Annotated in this window: 14 protein-coding genes; 13 read left to right on the forward strand and 1 reads right to left on the reverse strand. The window is 47.1% G+C overall.

The annotated features are described in order from the left end of the window. Positions 1–23: 23 nt before the first annotated feature. From PAEVO_RS22145 to PAEVO_RS22190, 10 genes are all read left to right on the forward strand, one after another. Entirely contained in the window at positions 24–1,637 is a 1,614-nt protein-coding gene (locus PAEVO_RS22145) for a glycoside hydrolase family 36 protein (RefSeq protein WP_243390897.1), read from the forward strand. Positions 1,638–2,244: 607 nt separating this feature from the next. Beyond that, entirely contained in the window at positions 2,245–2,607 is a 363-nt protein-coding gene (locus PAEVO_RS22150; protein ID WP_100539702.1) for a hypothetical protein, read from the forward strand. Between the two features lie 318 nt (positions 2,608–2,925). Further along, entirely contained in the window at positions 2,926–4,182 is a 1,257-nt protein-coding gene (locus tag PAEVO_RS22155; protein ID WP_100539703.1) for a DUF438 domain-containing protein, read from the forward strand. A 286-nt stretch (positions 4,183–4,468) separates the two neighbouring features. Further along, on the forward strand, positions 4,469–4,708 hold the full coding sequence (locus PAEVO_RS22160) for a hypothetical protein (RefSeq protein ID WP_243390898.1): 240 nt from the start codon (positions 4,469–4,471) through the stop codon (positions 4,706–4,708). Between the two features lie 25 nt (positions 4,709–4,733). Further along, positions 4,734–5,207: a DUF5381 family protein gene (locus PAEVO_RS22165; RefSeq protein ID WP_100539704.1), complete on the forward strand. Its 474-nt coding sequence runs from the start codon at positions 4,734–4,736 to the stop codon at positions 5,205–5,207. Between the two features lie 249 nt (positions 5,208–5,456). Beyond that, entirely contained in the window at positions 5,457–6,710 is a 1,254-nt protein-coding gene (locus PAEVO_RS22170; RefSeq protein WP_100539705.1) for a mechanosensitive ion channel family protein, read from the forward strand. Positions 6,711–6,991: 281 nt separating this feature from the next. Then, complete coding sequence (locus PAEVO_RS22175; RefSeq protein WP_100539706.1) at positions 6,992–7,876, forward strand: glycoside hydrolase family 43 protein; 885 nt, start codon at positions 6,992–6,994, stop codon at positions 7,874–7,876. A 207-nt stretch (positions 7,877–8,083) separates the two neighbouring features. Beyond that, positions 8,084–8,758, forward strand: a complete 675-nt coding sequence (locus tag PAEVO_RS22180) for a uracil-DNA glycosylase (protein ID WP_100539707.1) — start codon at positions 8,084–8,086, stop codon at positions 8,756–8,758. Between the two features lie 302 nt (positions 8,759–9,060). Continuing rightward, positions 9,061–9,480 carry a DUF1259 domain-containing protein gene (locus PAEVO_RS22185; RefSeq protein ID WP_100539708.1) on the forward strand — a complete coding sequence of 140 codons (420 nt, stop codon included), beginning with the start codon at positions 9,061–9,063 and terminating at the stop codon, positions 9,478–9,480. Positions 9,481–9,534: 54 nt separating this feature from the next. Continuing rightward, on the forward strand, positions 9,535–9,954 hold the full coding sequence (locus tag PAEVO_RS22190) for a DUF1259 domain-containing protein (protein ID WP_098741451.1): 420 nt from the start codon (positions 9,535–9,537) through the stop codon (positions 9,952–9,954). Positions 9,955–10,140: 186 nt separating this feature from the next. On the opposite strand, the gene PAEVO_RS33930 is transcribed toward PAEVO_RS22190, so the two are convergent. Next, the gene (locus PAEVO_RS33930; protein ID WP_165789732.1) at positions 10,141–10,317 is read right to left on the reverse strand and encodes a hypothetical protein; all 177 of its coding nucleotides are present in this window, start codon (positions 10,315–10,317) and stop codon (positions 10,141–10,143) included. Positions 10,318–11,179: 862 nt separating this feature from the next. Between PAEVO_RS33930 and PAEVO_RS22195 the strand changes: the two genes are divergently transcribed. From PAEVO_RS22195 to PAEVO_RS22205, 3 genes are all read left to right on the forward strand, one after another. Continuing rightward, entirely contained in the window at positions 11,180–13,951 is a 2,772-nt protein-coding gene (locus PAEVO_RS22195) for a glycoside hydrolase family 3 C-terminal domain-containing protein (protein WP_481856502.1), read from the forward strand. Between the two features lie 204 nt (positions 13,952–14,155). Then, entirely contained in the window at positions 14,156–14,368 is a 213-nt protein-coding gene (locus PAEVO_RS22200; RefSeq protein ID WP_100540236.1) for a hypothetical protein, read from the forward strand. Positions 14,369–14,846: 478 nt separating this feature from the next. Further along, positions 14,847–15,179, forward strand: a complete 333-nt coding sequence (locus PAEVO_RS22205) for a hypothetical protein (protein WP_243390899.1) — start codon at positions 14,847–14,849, stop codon at positions 15,177–15,179. The last annotated feature ends 3 nt before the right edge of the window (positions 15,180–15,182 follow it).

Genomic DNA, 15,182 nt, shown 5'->3' on the forward strand with positions numbered 1-15,182 from the left:
ATACGATAAAAGCTTGGAAGGAAGTGAAAGGGTTGGATTTTAATATATTTAAGTCACCTTCGTTGGTGCTGGCTGAGACGGAACAGGGCTGGGAAAAGCTGATGCCTGCGGCGGATTCGGTGTGGAGCACGGGGCATGTTGCAGTGACCATGAAGCTGCGGGAATCGGCAGCGGATATGGGACTTTATCTGGAATCTAAAAAGTCGGCGGTGCATACCATCCGCATTCGTTGGAACCACAGCTTCACGAGGCCTGTAACGCTGCTCGGAGATCACTGGGAACGCGGCTACGGGGATATGGGTTGGTCCGGCCTGCAGCCGGAGCGCGTGATGCCCTGGTATTTCATGATTCACGACGGCTTGTCAACGGCCGGGTTCGGCGTGAAAACCGGGGCGGGCTCGATGTGCTGCTGGCAGGTGGACGCAGACGGCGTGACGTTGACGGCGGACGTGAGCAGTGGCAGTCAAGGCGTCACTCTTGGAAACCGGATTCTCAAATTCGCCGAGCTCGTGCAGGTCCATGGAGGCGAGAACATGACGCCGTATGAGACGACCCGGATGCTGTGCAGCTCCATGTGCGAGCAGCCGGTACTGCCGAGCGTTCCGGTATATGGGGGCAACAACTGGTATTATGCCTACGGCAAAAGCTCCCATCATCAAATTGTAGAAGATTCGCAGTTTATTTCCGCCATGGCGGAGGGCTTAACGAATCGTCCGTTCATGGTCATTGATGACGGCTGGCAGATCAGCTCCGGCACCTGTAACGGCGGTCCATGGATAGGAAATCGCGATTTTCCCGACATGGCGGAACTGGCGGATGAAATGAAGCAGGCTGGCGTCCGACCCGGCATCTGGTGTCGTCCGCTCTTAACGCAGGAGAAGGTGCCGGAATCTTGGGTCCGTTACACGAAAGGCGGGCATTTCTTAGATCCAAGCCGCCCGGATGTGCTTGAATATGTCGCGAACATGATGAGTCGGATGCATGAATGGGGTTACGAGCTGATCAAGCATGATTTCTCGACCTTCGATCTGTTCGGGCAATGGGGATTTCAGATGAAGGGAAAAGCCCATGCGCTGCCGTACGCCTTGAGCGATACTTCCCGCACCACCGCCGAAATTGTTCTCGACTTGTACCGGACGATTGCAGAGGCTTCGAAAGACAGTCTGATTATCGGCTGCAATACGATTGGGCATCTGGCGGCAGGCTTGTTTGAAATTCAGCGCACCGGAGATGACACCAGCGGCAGATCGTGGGAAAGAACGCGCAGAATGGGCGTGAATACGCTGGCCTTCCGGATGCCTCAGCATGGCACCTTGTTCAGCCATGACGCGGATTGCGTAGGCATCACCTCCGGGGTGCCTTGGGAATTCAATCGTCAGTGGCTCGATCTGCTGGCAAACAGCGGTACGCCGCTCTTCGTGTCGGCCGACCAGAAGGAGTTAAGCGGGCAGCAGAAGCGGGAGGTGCGACAGGCCTTTGAGGCAGCTTCCCGTCCGCTTCCGACAGCGGAGCCGTTAGACTGGATGTATAACAGCTGTCCTTCTCTGTGGAAGATTTCAGGGGAGACCCGGAATTACAGCTGGAACGGCGAAGCCGTCTTGGGGGCAGGCGCAAGAGATCACGAATGGTGGCGTTAACAGCCTTTGAACAAGAAAGTACCGCTTTCCGTTGGCAAGTGGATGAAGATCCCTTATTTACAGGAATCGGCCTATTCGCGTGCTTATGTGGGCGGAAGAGGCCTTGCTATCTGCTGAAAATTCGCCCATTAAGAAGATCATGAGGACAGAGGATCCGTTATTTTACGGGACTCGGCCTATTCTGGAGTTCACGCGGACAGAGGATCCGCTATTGTATCATAATCACGGATTAATCCGCGAAAAATCCCGGAATAGCGGATCTCTTGTCCGCATATTGCTTCGAAATCGGTAAAAACAAGGAAATAGCGGACCCAGTGTCCTCCAATAACGCAAATCGATGGACTTTAACAATGCTGGATGGCAGTATCCTAATCAGGGAATCTGTACGCGGCTAATTGCTGCCGAACTGAATAACAGTAATACAAAAAAGCCTATGCCGTTACATAGCGGGTAAACTTTAATGCGGCATGCCGTACATCCTGCCAAGCCACGCTCTTCATAAAAATCATGCACAAAGTCATCAGCCCGTGTTCGGGTCGGTGGCTTTTCCGTTTGTGGTATAATAACCCTAAATTTCTACATTAACTGAAGATGGCTGGTGAATCTGATGAGCGACAAATTCTGGTTAGTGGTACAGTATCCTCTGAAAAGTGTAAAAGGCAGCCAACGTGATCACTGGTTAAGAGAACAAGTAATGAAATACTTGCAACTATCTTTAGCAGATGCAGATTTAGGCCATGTTGACGGTTTTGATATGGGGAAAAACATATCCGATCCAAAAAAATATTCGCTTAATATATTCTGTGTCATTACGGAAGAAGAACGGGCGATAGCCTTGGTAAAAAGAGTGTTAAGAGAGAGTCGGCTTGATTATACTCGCATAAAAATGGCTACCATGCCCTACGGAACCGAAGAAACATATACCCTGAAATATGCCTATAAAAAGAGTGTTACGGATTTTTCACTATAGGGGTTTGAATCCCCTCCATACATTCCATAAAGAAGCGACCGTGACCGGTCGCTTTTTGTTTACCGGCCCAGATGCAATTCGGAAACAAGGGATGTTACGTATTTATGGCCGAGCGAGCTTCGCGTTCAGTCGTGCGGCCATTTCGTTAAGTGGACAGAGATTTTTCGAAGAAGATGGATTACTTTTTCTTTGTTCAATGAATCTTCATTACCTTTGTGCTTTTAATCACAAGTGAAGGAGCATGAGGATGCTAGTTTAGAGAAGTAAACAGAATAGAACTTCATCTTTATATATCGAAACAAAACAGAGGTGATGAACATGAGTGAATTCATTAATAACCGTGAGGAAGGAATTTCTGCTCATCGAACGGCCCGTATACATTTGCTCAAGGAAATCATTAAAGAGCTGCACCATGGAAAAAGCGTGGAGGAAGTGAAGTCAAAATTCAACCAAGCTGTAGGCGAAATATCGGTTGATGAAATTTCGGAGCTGGAGCAAGTGCTAATGCAGGAGGAAGGAATACCGGTAACCGAAGTACAGCGATTGTGCAGTGTACATGCTGCTGTATTCAAAGGTTCCATCCAAGACATTCACAGGGCTCATAAACCTGAAGAGCAGCCTGGACATCCTGTGTTTACCTTTAAGATGGAGAACCAAGAAATCGATCGACTGGCAAATTTCAAAATTGCGCTGCATTTGGATCAATTTCTGAAGGATCAGGGAGAGGCAAATCGCCTCAAATTGCTGGAGGATTTCAGTCTCCTCTATGACGTAGACAAACACTACAGCCGCAAAGAAAATTTGCTGTTTCCTTTTCTCGAGAAATACGGAATTTATGGACCGACCAAGGTGATGTGGGCAGTCGATGACGGTATCCGAATGGGAATAAAAGAAGTAAAATCCAACCTCACTCATTTTGAGGGCAATGCGCAGAGCGTAGTGGACCTTGCCAAACGCGTCTTAAATGAAGTAACAGAAATGATCTATAAAGAGGAACATATCTTATTACCTATGGCTCTGGAAAAGTTGACGGAAGATGAATGGCTTCAAATTGCTGCCCAAAGCGAAGAAGTCGGTTATTGTTTAATTGCGCCGGATCAAGCATGGATTCCTGAAAGAGCAGCTGAACCTGGCACAGATCAGGGATTGGCGTCTTCTCCGCTGCAAGAGGGGTATATCCGAATGAGTACTGGCATTTTATCGGTCAAACAGATGGAATCCATCTTAAATCATTTGCCAGTCGACCTAACCTTTATCGATGAGCATGATATCGTTCGATATTTTTCACAGGGCAAAGAGAGAATCTTCGTTCGCACCAAAGCGGTGATCGGCCGAAGTGTTCAGAACTGCCACCCTCCGCAAAGCGTTCACGTCGTCAATCAGCTGCTTGCTGATTTCAAAGCAGGTGTCAAAGATGCAGAAGATTTCTGGATCCCGGTTAAAGATAAATTTGTCTACATTCGTTATTTTGCCGTGAGAGATGAAGAAGGAAACTATATAGGCACGCTTGAATTCACTCAAAACATTAAGCCGATTCAGGAGCTCACCGGTCAAAAACGGATACTCTCACCGTAAGAAGGGAAGCCGTTCACCTTGGGATTCACCTGAATTGGATTCTAAAAGCCTTTGGCTTTTGGCTTTCTAACTAGGGGGGACTGCCCCTTCTGTGAGACAGCGATCAAAATACTGATAAGTCTAAACAACCAGTCGCCGAAAACAATCGGAGACTGGTTGTTTCGTTTCGCTTGTTGAATTTAATCAAAATATCAATTAGAAAACCTCCTGACCAACGCGATCCGTAGAATCGTGGTTTTGCTCAGCCACGCTTTGCCTTCAGTGGGGAACTCTCCTTTACAGCTCTGTGGGCACTTCCTTAGTCTTAGCTAAGACGGTACAATTCAAAGTAGATCCCAGAAATCCGTCCCAAACTAAAATTCATAATGCGCCATGGGTTAAAGGCAAGCAGGCGGAGCCGGTGATGGTTGCGGCCCGGTTGGTTCGGCTATCGGTTCCTATGTGGGAGGTACGGCTGGAGCCTTTGTCGGTGATGGCGCAGCTAAAGTGGCCGAAAGTGGAGTTCGCTGGATTAGCGGACTGTTAAAATAATTTCAGAAAGGCGATAAATCATGAACGCGATATCTTATCGGAAATCCGTAGCATGGGGAAAATCACTTGGCAGTTTACTTTTTGTGCTAGCCTGCCTGTTTCTGCTGTACGCGGCTTTTTTTATGGATACTTCTTTTATTCGTAAGTTCTTTTGTATCACATCAGCCATAATAGGGATTCCGTTTTTTGGAGGATATTTGGTTGTCAGCTTGCCAAAGGCGCTGAAATCAGATGCGCAGCTGCTAACCTACGATCAAAATTCCATTTCAGATGGAACGCGGACCGTAGCCTGGGCGGAGATTACAAGTATCAGCTACAGCGGCCCTTCCATTCGGAAGTGGCTGCTTCCGAAGTTTCCCAAGCTGATATTTCATTTGAAAAACAGAGAGACCTGGACGGTGAAAACGTATTATATGTTGACTGATACCGAAATTCAGTCTGTTATGAAGCACCTGCGAGGGCTGATCAGCCGTAACGGAAAGGTAACGAAATAGATTTGTATTGGAGGAATGGCTGCAGGACTTAAGAAGATAATCTTATAACCCTTCGCGCATATCGAATCAGACACCAAGTCCGAATACTACATACTAAAGAGCACCCTTTTGGTTCTCTTTTTTGTTTTCCTTACAAACTTACCAAGCATCTCCCAAATCAACCCAGCGATGTCTTATCTTGAACTTTGCGTAGTACTAGAATCTCATCTATAATAATAGGCTAATCTTAAACTGCGTCAGGAGGAAACAATGGACTTTATCAAAAATCAACTAGACGGATATGGCATGAGCGAACAAACCATTGGATATCTCTCGAATATGATCATGGTCGTATTTATCGCGGTGATCTCCATACTGGCCAATTTTATTACCAAAAAAATCGTGCTGAAGACGATTATTCATATCGTCAACAACAATCGGTACACGTGGGACAATATCATCGTGGAGAAAAAAGTGTTCCACAAGCTGTCGCATCTCGTGCCGGCAATCATTATTTATTTTTCGGCGTCCATCTTTCCGGCTTATCAAGTTTTGATTGAAAAAGCTGCAGCAACGTACATGATTATCGTCACCATCTCGGTGTTGAATGCGCTGCTTAATGCTTTTGATGACATTTATCGTTCGTTTGAAGTCTCCAAGATCAGACCGATTAAGGGATACATTCAGGTGGTGAAAATCGTTCTCTTCATCATCGGCGGCATCGTGGTCATCTCGAACCTCATCGGGCAGAATCCCTTGATCATACTCAGTGGGCTTGGTGCTTTATCAGCCGTTCTGATGTTGGTTTTCAAGGACTCCATATTGGGTCTGGTGGCAGGCGTTCAATTATCATCGAATGATATGGTGCGTGTCGGCGATTGGATTGAAATGCCGAAATACAATGCGGACGGCGACGTCATCGACATTACATTGAATACGGTAAAAGTAATGAATTTTGATAAAACGATCACGATGATTCCAAGCTACGCCCTCATCTCAGACTCGTTCAAGAATTGGAGAGGCATGCAGGTATCCGGCGGCAGAAGGATTAAACGAAGCTTCTATGTCGATACGAGCAGCATCTGCTTTTGCACCAAGGAAATGATTGAGGAATTTCAGAAGATTCACTACCTTACCGATTATGTCACGACAAGAGTAAATGAAATTAACGCGTACAACATCGAACACCAGATTAATACGGAAAGCAAAGTGAACGGCAGGCAGCTTACGAATGTGGGCGTGTTCCGAGAATATATCCATCAATATCTGCGGAATCATCCGAAAATCCATAAGGATATGACGCTGATTGTCAGACAGTTAGCGCCGGGAGATAACGGACTGCCATTGGAAATCTACGCTTTCAGCAATGATACCAACTGGGGCGTATATGAATCGATTCAAGCGGATATTTTTGATCATATCTTTGCCGTTGCGCCGACCTTCGGTCTTCGTGCCTTCCAAAATCCAACCGGCCATGATATCGTCCATCTCAAAGAAAGCCCGGAATATTCGCGAGGATATTGAGATCGCATCGTTGAACGAGTTACAAGGAATTCACGCGGGAGGAGAATGGCTATCCGGTGTAGAAGCAATGGTAGAACGTGGCCATATCTCAATCGAGCGTCATGGGTCGGCGGGCGATACCATATTGTTCGAACTCGACTGACTGTTGAGATTATCCGCGCTAAGCAGGACAAGGGAATGAAGGCCGAATCGCTTTGCAGCGCGGCCCACGTTATATATCACTCAGATTGAGTCTTGGTCATGTATGAACCAAGCGCAGCACAGGAGAGGAGTGACTACCATTGAACATCAACAATCCGATCATACCCGGCTGGTATGCGGATCCCGAAGCCAGAACGTATGAGGGGAAGCACTGGATTTATGCGACGCGGTCCTTCACGGAATATACGATGCAGATGAATCTGGACGCATTCAGTTCCGACGATCTGATCCATTGGGAGAAACACGAAGGCATTATCGAAATGGCGGATTTTCCATGGATATGGAGGGCGGTTTGGGCACCGACGCATATCGAACACCAAGGGAAATATTATCTCGTGTTTGCATCGAACGACATCCAATCGAACGAGGAAACCGGCGGCTTGGAAATCGCCGTTTCGGACCGTCCGGAGGGGCCGTATAGAGGCTACTTGGGGAAGCCGCTCGTGGATAAGTTCATTCATCAGGCACAGCCGATCGATGCGCATCTATTCAAGGACGAAGACGGAACGATCTTTTTGTATTATGGCGGATGGGGGCACTGCAACGTTGCAAGGATGAACGAAGAGATGACGGGATTCGTTCCATTGGCAGACGACGGCAATGAGATTTTCCGTTCCATTACGCCGGAGGGATACGTGGAAGGTCCTTGCATGATTAAGAAGGACGGACTTTATTTCCTGATGTGGTCCATGGGCGGATGGACGAATGGAACCTACCGCGTAGCCTATGGCGTAAGCGACAGCCCGTTCGGTCCATTCAAGAATGAAGGCACGATTCTGGAGCGACAGGAGCCGATTGCCGAAGGACCCGGCCACCATGGCTACTTGCATTTGCAGGAGAGAGATGAGTGGCTTATCGTATACCACCGCCGAATCATTGGAGACACCGAGCCGGGCCATCGCCAGCTATGTATGGATCGGATGCGGGTCGGCAACGGCAAGATTGAGCCGGTCATCATGACTTAATTAAGGGAAATGATCAACATCCGTGGCCGAAGGTGGATCTGCTGAGCTAATGATTCGCCTCCATATACAAAATTGAAAAAGCGGCCCGTGTAATCGGTCGCTTTTTTTGCGTCTTCGTAAGGGCTAAGTGTTGGGAAATACCAGCAATAATCCGTATGATATAATCTAGTTATATCTTTTGACCATGGCAGGAGGAAAGCACCCGAAATGGCGATATTGAAGAATGACTGGGCGACATATTTAGAGCAGGAGTTTACGAAGCCATATTACTTACAGCTCCGGGAATTTCTCATTGAGGAATATCGGACGAAGACCATTTATCCTGATAAATACGATATTTTTAATGCGCTGCACTATACATCGCTGGCGGCCACCAAGGTAGTCATTTTAGGCCAGGATCCTTATCATGGACCAGGACAGGCCCACGGCTTAAGCTTCTCTGTCAAAGAGGGCGTCAGCACGCCTCCTTCCTTGCAAAATATGTTCAAGGAGCTTCAGGATGATCTGGGCTGCTTCATTCCCAACAACGGCCATCTGATAACTTGGGCGCAGCAAGGGGTACTCCTTCTAAATACGGTGCTCACCGTAAGGGCGCATGAAGCGAATTCTCATAAAAACAGGGGATGGGAAAGCTTTACGGATAGGGTCATTGAGACGATCAACCGGAAAAATGAGCCTGTCGTGTTCCTGTTATGGGGAAGCCACGCCCAGAAGAAGGCGGAGCTCATTACGAACCGACAGCATATACTGATTCGTTCACCGCATCCGAGTCCGTTGTCTGCGCACCGAGGCTTTTTTGGCAGTAAGCCGTTTTCTCGCGCTAACGAATTTCTGCGCAATATGGGGCTTCAAGAAATTGATTGGCAAATTCCTAACTTGTAAGAGGAAGGAGAGTGGCCATAGTAAGACCTCTTCATCCAGCAAGCGATTGTATCTGGACAATGAAAAGCCACATCCGCATGAGGATGTGGCTTTTGCTTACCATCAGGATGGACTTTTGTGTTTTTACGGCTCGATCGAAAAAGCAAGATTCTTAACGGATCGATTCGTAAGCATAGGCCCACAGGTGTCATGCTTGTCCTATTAAGGAAATCTTTTTTTATGTTTATATCTACTTATCAGTCCAATACTATTCTCTCCTTCGATCATAAGATACATAGATTACGATTAAAGGAGGACTTATCATGGCCGAACAAGTTAGAGTGAGCCCACAATTCAAAAGGCTCTGTGCTCAATTTGGAAGAATTCTAGGAGGCGAATCGGAAATCGAGGAAGGTCCGGTTTGTTTTGTCACGCGTATGACGAACCTAAGGGAATCCATCTTGGGAAGAAGAACGCGCTCCCCTTTGGTTCAGATGCAAATGTTTTCCTTTGAATCTCTTGATAAATCGGGCCGTGCGCTTTGTTTGGGTGAAACTGCCGTACACCAAAATCAGGTCAATCGATTGATATCCAATCTCCGTAAACGTGGGATAAAAGTAACGGCGGTTCATAACCACTGGCTAAAAGAACAACCTCGCTTAATGTATATGCATTGGGAATCTATTGACAATCCTGTTGCGTTTGCAAGAAAAACAAAAGAATCCATTGCATTCTTGGGTTAATGCCGGGTGAGTGATGTCTCGTCTTTCTATCATTTAATGAGAGGATGATTTCGTATGGCGGAAGTGAAGGCAAGTCCTCGCTTTAGAAGATTATGTAACCAATTCTCGGCCATTCTAGGCGGAACGGAGCATGAAATAACAAAAGGACCGGTTTGTTTTGTCTCCAGAAATCGGAGAATAAGAGCATCTATTTTAGGAAGACGGACGACTTCCCCTTTGATCCGTTATCAATTATTCTCGTTTGAAAACCTGGACAGTTCCGGTCGCGCACTTTGTTTAGGGGAAACCGCTCTCTTACAAAGTCAAGTAAATCAATTGCTGACCAATCTTCGCAAAAATGGGATTAAAGTGACAGCGGTCCACAATCACTGGCTGTTTGAGAACCCGCGTTTAATGTATATCCACTGGGAGTCGATCGATGATCCCATTGCATTTGCAAGGAAAGTAAAACGCTCCATTGCTTTCTTGGGTTAATGTGAGAGCAGAATGAAGGCCCCCCGAAATAGACCATTCAGCCGGTAAATATTTGGAGGCCAAAGTGAATATAATCCAATTTGTATCCGTAGAAAAGCGACCGTGATAGGTCGCTTTTCTACGTTTTTACATTTGAAAGGGAGGTTAACAACGCGTGTTCATGGAGTTCAGACGTTGCTAACGATCCTAATGATAGTTCTTGGATTCATTTTCTTTGTATTTGTCATCGCTGTCATGCAGCGCTTGTTTCCGGCGATCGTTGCGGGCCTGCTGCTGTTGCTGGGCCTCCTGGCTGTTCACGGGTGTCTCTGCCAGCTGTTCCACCGTGTTGATTAGGTTCTTGTCCGGTTGATTTGCGCTCAATTGAAAGGTCCTCCTTGTTTACTTATATAGGTTAATGAGGTTTATTATGTGCTGGCCGTTGTACGGATATACGTGTCGTAGAACTCCAGAGGACGTTTGATGGCAACGGTTGGTGAATATATGGAACAAGATTATGTTATTAAGCACATAGAGCAGCGATTTCATCGCACGGTATGATGATATCCTTCAAAATATTGTATTTGAGAGGATTGTCATGGTTTATGGGCGAAAGAAAAAGCCCCGAAAATTCCAGGGCTTATATGCTATAATTTGGAATGTACAACACACCTTGAGTGGGCGCAACCTCCGAAAGGAGGTGATGCGATGAACATTTCGTTTGGTGAAGTGCTTACCTTCGGGTTATTCCTTTTGGCATTGCTAACTTACATCGATAAACGAAAGTAACCCACTCTTAGGTTGTCGCCGAAGTGGGTTACTTTCTGATCACACATGATCTTGGAGGGGATTCCACTCAAGATGTTGTACTGAGGACGGTTGGCACACCGTCCTTATTTCTATTCTTATCTTATCATACCCGTTTTTAGTCCTCAACGATTGTGTTTATTCAATAGACAAATTATTTCTGTATGGTCCCATCCCTTTGCTTATGTAATTCTGGTGTACCTATACAACGTTTGACTTTTTCAGGTATATCGCCTTTTGTGAATCCCTCAATCGAAACTGTACTCTTTTCAGCAACTTCAAGACTTTTTATATATTCCTATGCAGAATTTGTTACTATGATAGTACATAGATGCCTTATACCTAATGTTGGAATTCGTCAGGCATTTACTACCTTTCTTCATATGAATTGGATCTTTGGAGAAAACAAATAGGAGGGAAAAGATTGAATACACAGAGAATGGGAGCTCCTTTGGAAGGCTTTGCCGAGTTTAGCCGAAAGGTCGCTGCCGAAGGTGCCGTACTGTTAAAGAATGATGGACGGGTTCTGCCCCTGAAACCAAACGAAACCGTTTCCGTTTTCGGCAGAACGCAAATTAATTATTACCGCAGCGGTACGGGTTCGGGCGGAAGCGTTCATGTTTCCCATACAACGAACCTGCTCGGCGGTCTTCGGGATAAGAAGAACATCACCGTCAACGAAGAATTGGCATCTGCCTATGAACAGTGGATTGAACAAAATCCTTTCGATAATGGCGGAGGCGGCTGGGCTGCGGAACCGTGGCATCAGAAGGAAATGGCTTTGACCGATGAGCTGGTATCCGCAGCAAGACAGGCATCCGACAAGGCGATTGTTGTTATCGGGCGAACAGCGGGTGAAGATCAGGATAATGCTAATGAGCCGGGCAGTTACCAGTTAACGTCCGAAGAAAAAGCGATGCTGCAGCAGGTGACCACGCACTTCGAGCAAACCATTGTGGTGCTGAATGTATCCAACATTATCGATATGAGCTGGATGCTCGATGAAGGTTATGTGCACCCGATTTCTTCTGTCATTTACGCTTGGCAAGGTGGCATGGAGGGCGGTAACGCCATTGCAGACGTGTTGGTGGGCGAGGTGACGCCTAGCGGCAAACTAACCGATACGATTGCTTATTCGATCGAGGATTATCCATCGACCCGCAATTACGGCAACGAGCTAAAGAATGTTTATCAAGAGGATATTTATGTGGGTTACCGTTTTTTCGAAACGTTTCGACCCGCTTCCGTGCAGTATGAATTCGGCTTTGGGTTGTCGTATACGCAGTTCCAAATCGAGCCGCAGGAAGGCAAGCTGGTGGTTAGAGAGGGAGCGCAATACGTTGAAATCGACGTAAACGTAAAAAATATCGGGACCACCTATACAGGTAAAGAGGTGGTGCAGGTTTATTACGAAGCGCCGCAAGGCGTCTTGGGCAAGCCTGCCAAAGTGTTGGCGGCATTTGGAAAGACGCAGGTGCTTGCGCCCGGCGATTCGCAGCCGCTCACGATCAGTTTCCCTCTCCACACCATGGCTTCCTACGATGATGCTGGTGTGACGGGACAAGCTTCCGCTTATGTCTTGGAGGCCGGAACCTACCGTTTGTATGTGGGAACCAGCGTGAAGAATGTGGAGCCCATCGGTTTGGATGGCCAAGAAGGCTATGTTGTCGAAATGCTGCAAGTTGTGGAGCAGCTGCAGGAAGCTATGGCGCCAACGGAAGGCTTCACCAGAATGAAGCCAGGCATTCGCAAGGAAGACGGCTCATACGAACTGACATATGCAGAGGTGCCGCAGCGCAAGATGAACATGGAGGAACGCATTCATCAAAACCTGCCGCTTACCTTGGAGCAAACGGGCAATCGAGGTTATACCTTAAGGGACGTTTATGAGGGGAAAGTCAGCATGGAAGCTTTTATCGCTCAACTCAGCGATCATGACTTGGCAGTGATCGTCAGAGGAGAAGGCATGAGCAGTCCGCTGGTTACGGCGGGCACGGCATCGGCTTTTGGCGGCGTGAGCGACAGCTTGCTCGACTACGGAATTCCGGTGGCTTGTACGGCGGATGGGCCGTCCGGAATACGGATGGACAGCGGCCAGCAAGCAACGCAGGTGGCAATTGGAACCCTGCTTGCGGCCACCTGGAACGCCGAGCTGGTCGAAGAGCTCTATGTCATGGAAGGCCGGGAGCTACTCAGCTACAACATTGATACTTTACTTGGACCGGGTCTGAACATTCGCCGCAGCCCGCTGAATGGACGCAATTTTGAATATTTCTCGGAAGATCCGCTGATCTCGGGGGTATTTGCCGCGGCATGCACGCGCGGGATCATGAGGGGCGGCTCCAATGCCACCCTGAAGCATTTTGCCTGCAACAACCAGGAGAAGCATCGCAGTAAAGTCGACGCTGTTGTGTCCGAACGCGCCCTTCGGGAGATTTACCTGAAAGGCTTTGAAATCGCGGTGAAACAAGGCGGGGCGAACGCCATCATGACCTCGTATAATCCGATCAATGGACACTGGGCAGCATCCAATTATGATTTGAATACCACCATCCTACGCGGCGAGTGGGGATTCCAGGGTATCGTGATGACCGACTGGTGGGCCATTATGAACGATGTGGTGAACGGAGGCCCAGCCGATCGCAAAAACACCAACTGGATGGTCCGCGCCCAAAATGATCTGTATATGGTGGTTATGAACTACGGTGCGGAAATCAACGCATGGGAAGACAATACCTTGGCATCCTTGGACAATGGTACGCTGACTCGTGGAGAGCTGCAGCGCAGCGCCATGAACATCTGCCGGTTCCTGATGCATGCGCCGGTATTTTCAAGAAAACAGGTGATCGAGGAAGCCGTAGGTGCTTTTAAATCCGCCACTTCTCTCGCGCCGGAGCAAGCACAAACCTTATCGGAGAGCACACAAGTAAAACCGGCTGAAGCGGGATCGACGTATGTGAAGGTCGAAGAATCCGGCGAGTACCGGATCATTGTGCGCATTATGTCTCCGGAATCGGAACTGGCCCAGAGCGCATGCAACGTCACACTGAACGATCAACCGGTGACCACGATTCAAACGAATGGTACCGACGGCAGATGGATCAGGCAGAAGCTTGTCAAAGTGGAGCTGGAAGCGGGTTATTATGAAATGAAGCTGGATTTTGTCAAGCCCGGCTTGCAGATCGACTGGATTGAATTTAAACGGGTTTAAATCTAGCAACACAGGGGGTATCCAACAGATCTAAGATCTTTTGGATATCCCCTTTTTCCTCGATAACAATATGAATACACCACTTGCCCGTTGCTGATATCCAGTATGTATGACAAATATCACCGAAAAACATATTTGAAATTTGAATAATAAGGAGGATGCGAGAACATAAAAAGATGAGTGGGTGTGAGACGTTTGGCAGTAATGATCCGTGAATGTGTTGAACAAGACTATATTATTGAGCATGTGAAGCAACAATTTCATTGCAAGGTATTATGGTGTGAAGGGCGTGCATGCCTGGAATATAACGGCGAGGAAGACTTAGCTCGAATCTCGGATTACGTAAAACAAATGTTTGATAAAGAGCTGCTGGACGTATTTTTTACAGCTATAGAAAGCCTGCCGGTGGATGTTTAAAGCGTGCATGATATCCATGCCATTTTCTTGGCTGCCTTCGGACAAGGGAGTAATCCCCCTCTTAGCACTATGTAAAACTACCGATCGCATAAGGGCATGGTTTTTGCTTTTTTCAAAGAAATAATAATAGAATAATAATCCAAAACCATCCGCATGAGGATGGTTTTTTGCGTTGACCATAAGATGTTATCTTCAATTTGTTCACAGTTAAGTTGTGACTAGAGTCTACAAAGTTCAACATGCTGAAGTTCTCATTACAGCAAAGTTCAACATATCCCTTCATCATATTCCATGATATACTAAAATAAACCAAAATATAGTTCTTGGAGGTACTATGCGGAGACCGATATTAGGACTTAATACACGGGTTGAAACCAGTCTGGATGTCGCACCCAGACAGCAAGCTGTAGTTCGATTAGAAGGAGCTGCATTAGAGAAAAGATTGCGCTTAAAACGCTCAAGCGCTTTCATAGAATCGATGACCAAGCTTGATGTTAGCGGTGTGGTTGTCTCTAAGGGAAAAGTTCAAGAGCTTATAGATCAAATATCCAGTGAATTTCCCGAGTTAGCGGTGGATCAGCTTCCGTTAGGTATTGTGAGTAAGTGTTACTTGGGGAATCCTTATGAAGTCCATTCGCTAGATACTAGATTACAGATTCTCGATCATTATAAACGAGGAGAAATCGTCCCAAACGGTATGGAAAAGGCTAGAAGACTGGCTATGCATCCTAGCTATGCCTACATCGAGGTATATATGAATATGATTGCTGCAGTATCCCTATCTGGAGAAGTATCTATGATTAAGGAGTAGATG

The sequence above is a fragment of the Paenibacillus sp. GM2FR genome (assembly GCF_002803325.1).
GTDB classification, from domain to species: Bacteria; Bacillota; Bacilli; order Paenibacillales; family Paenibacillaceae; genus Paenibacillus_AQ; species Paenibacillus_AQ lautus.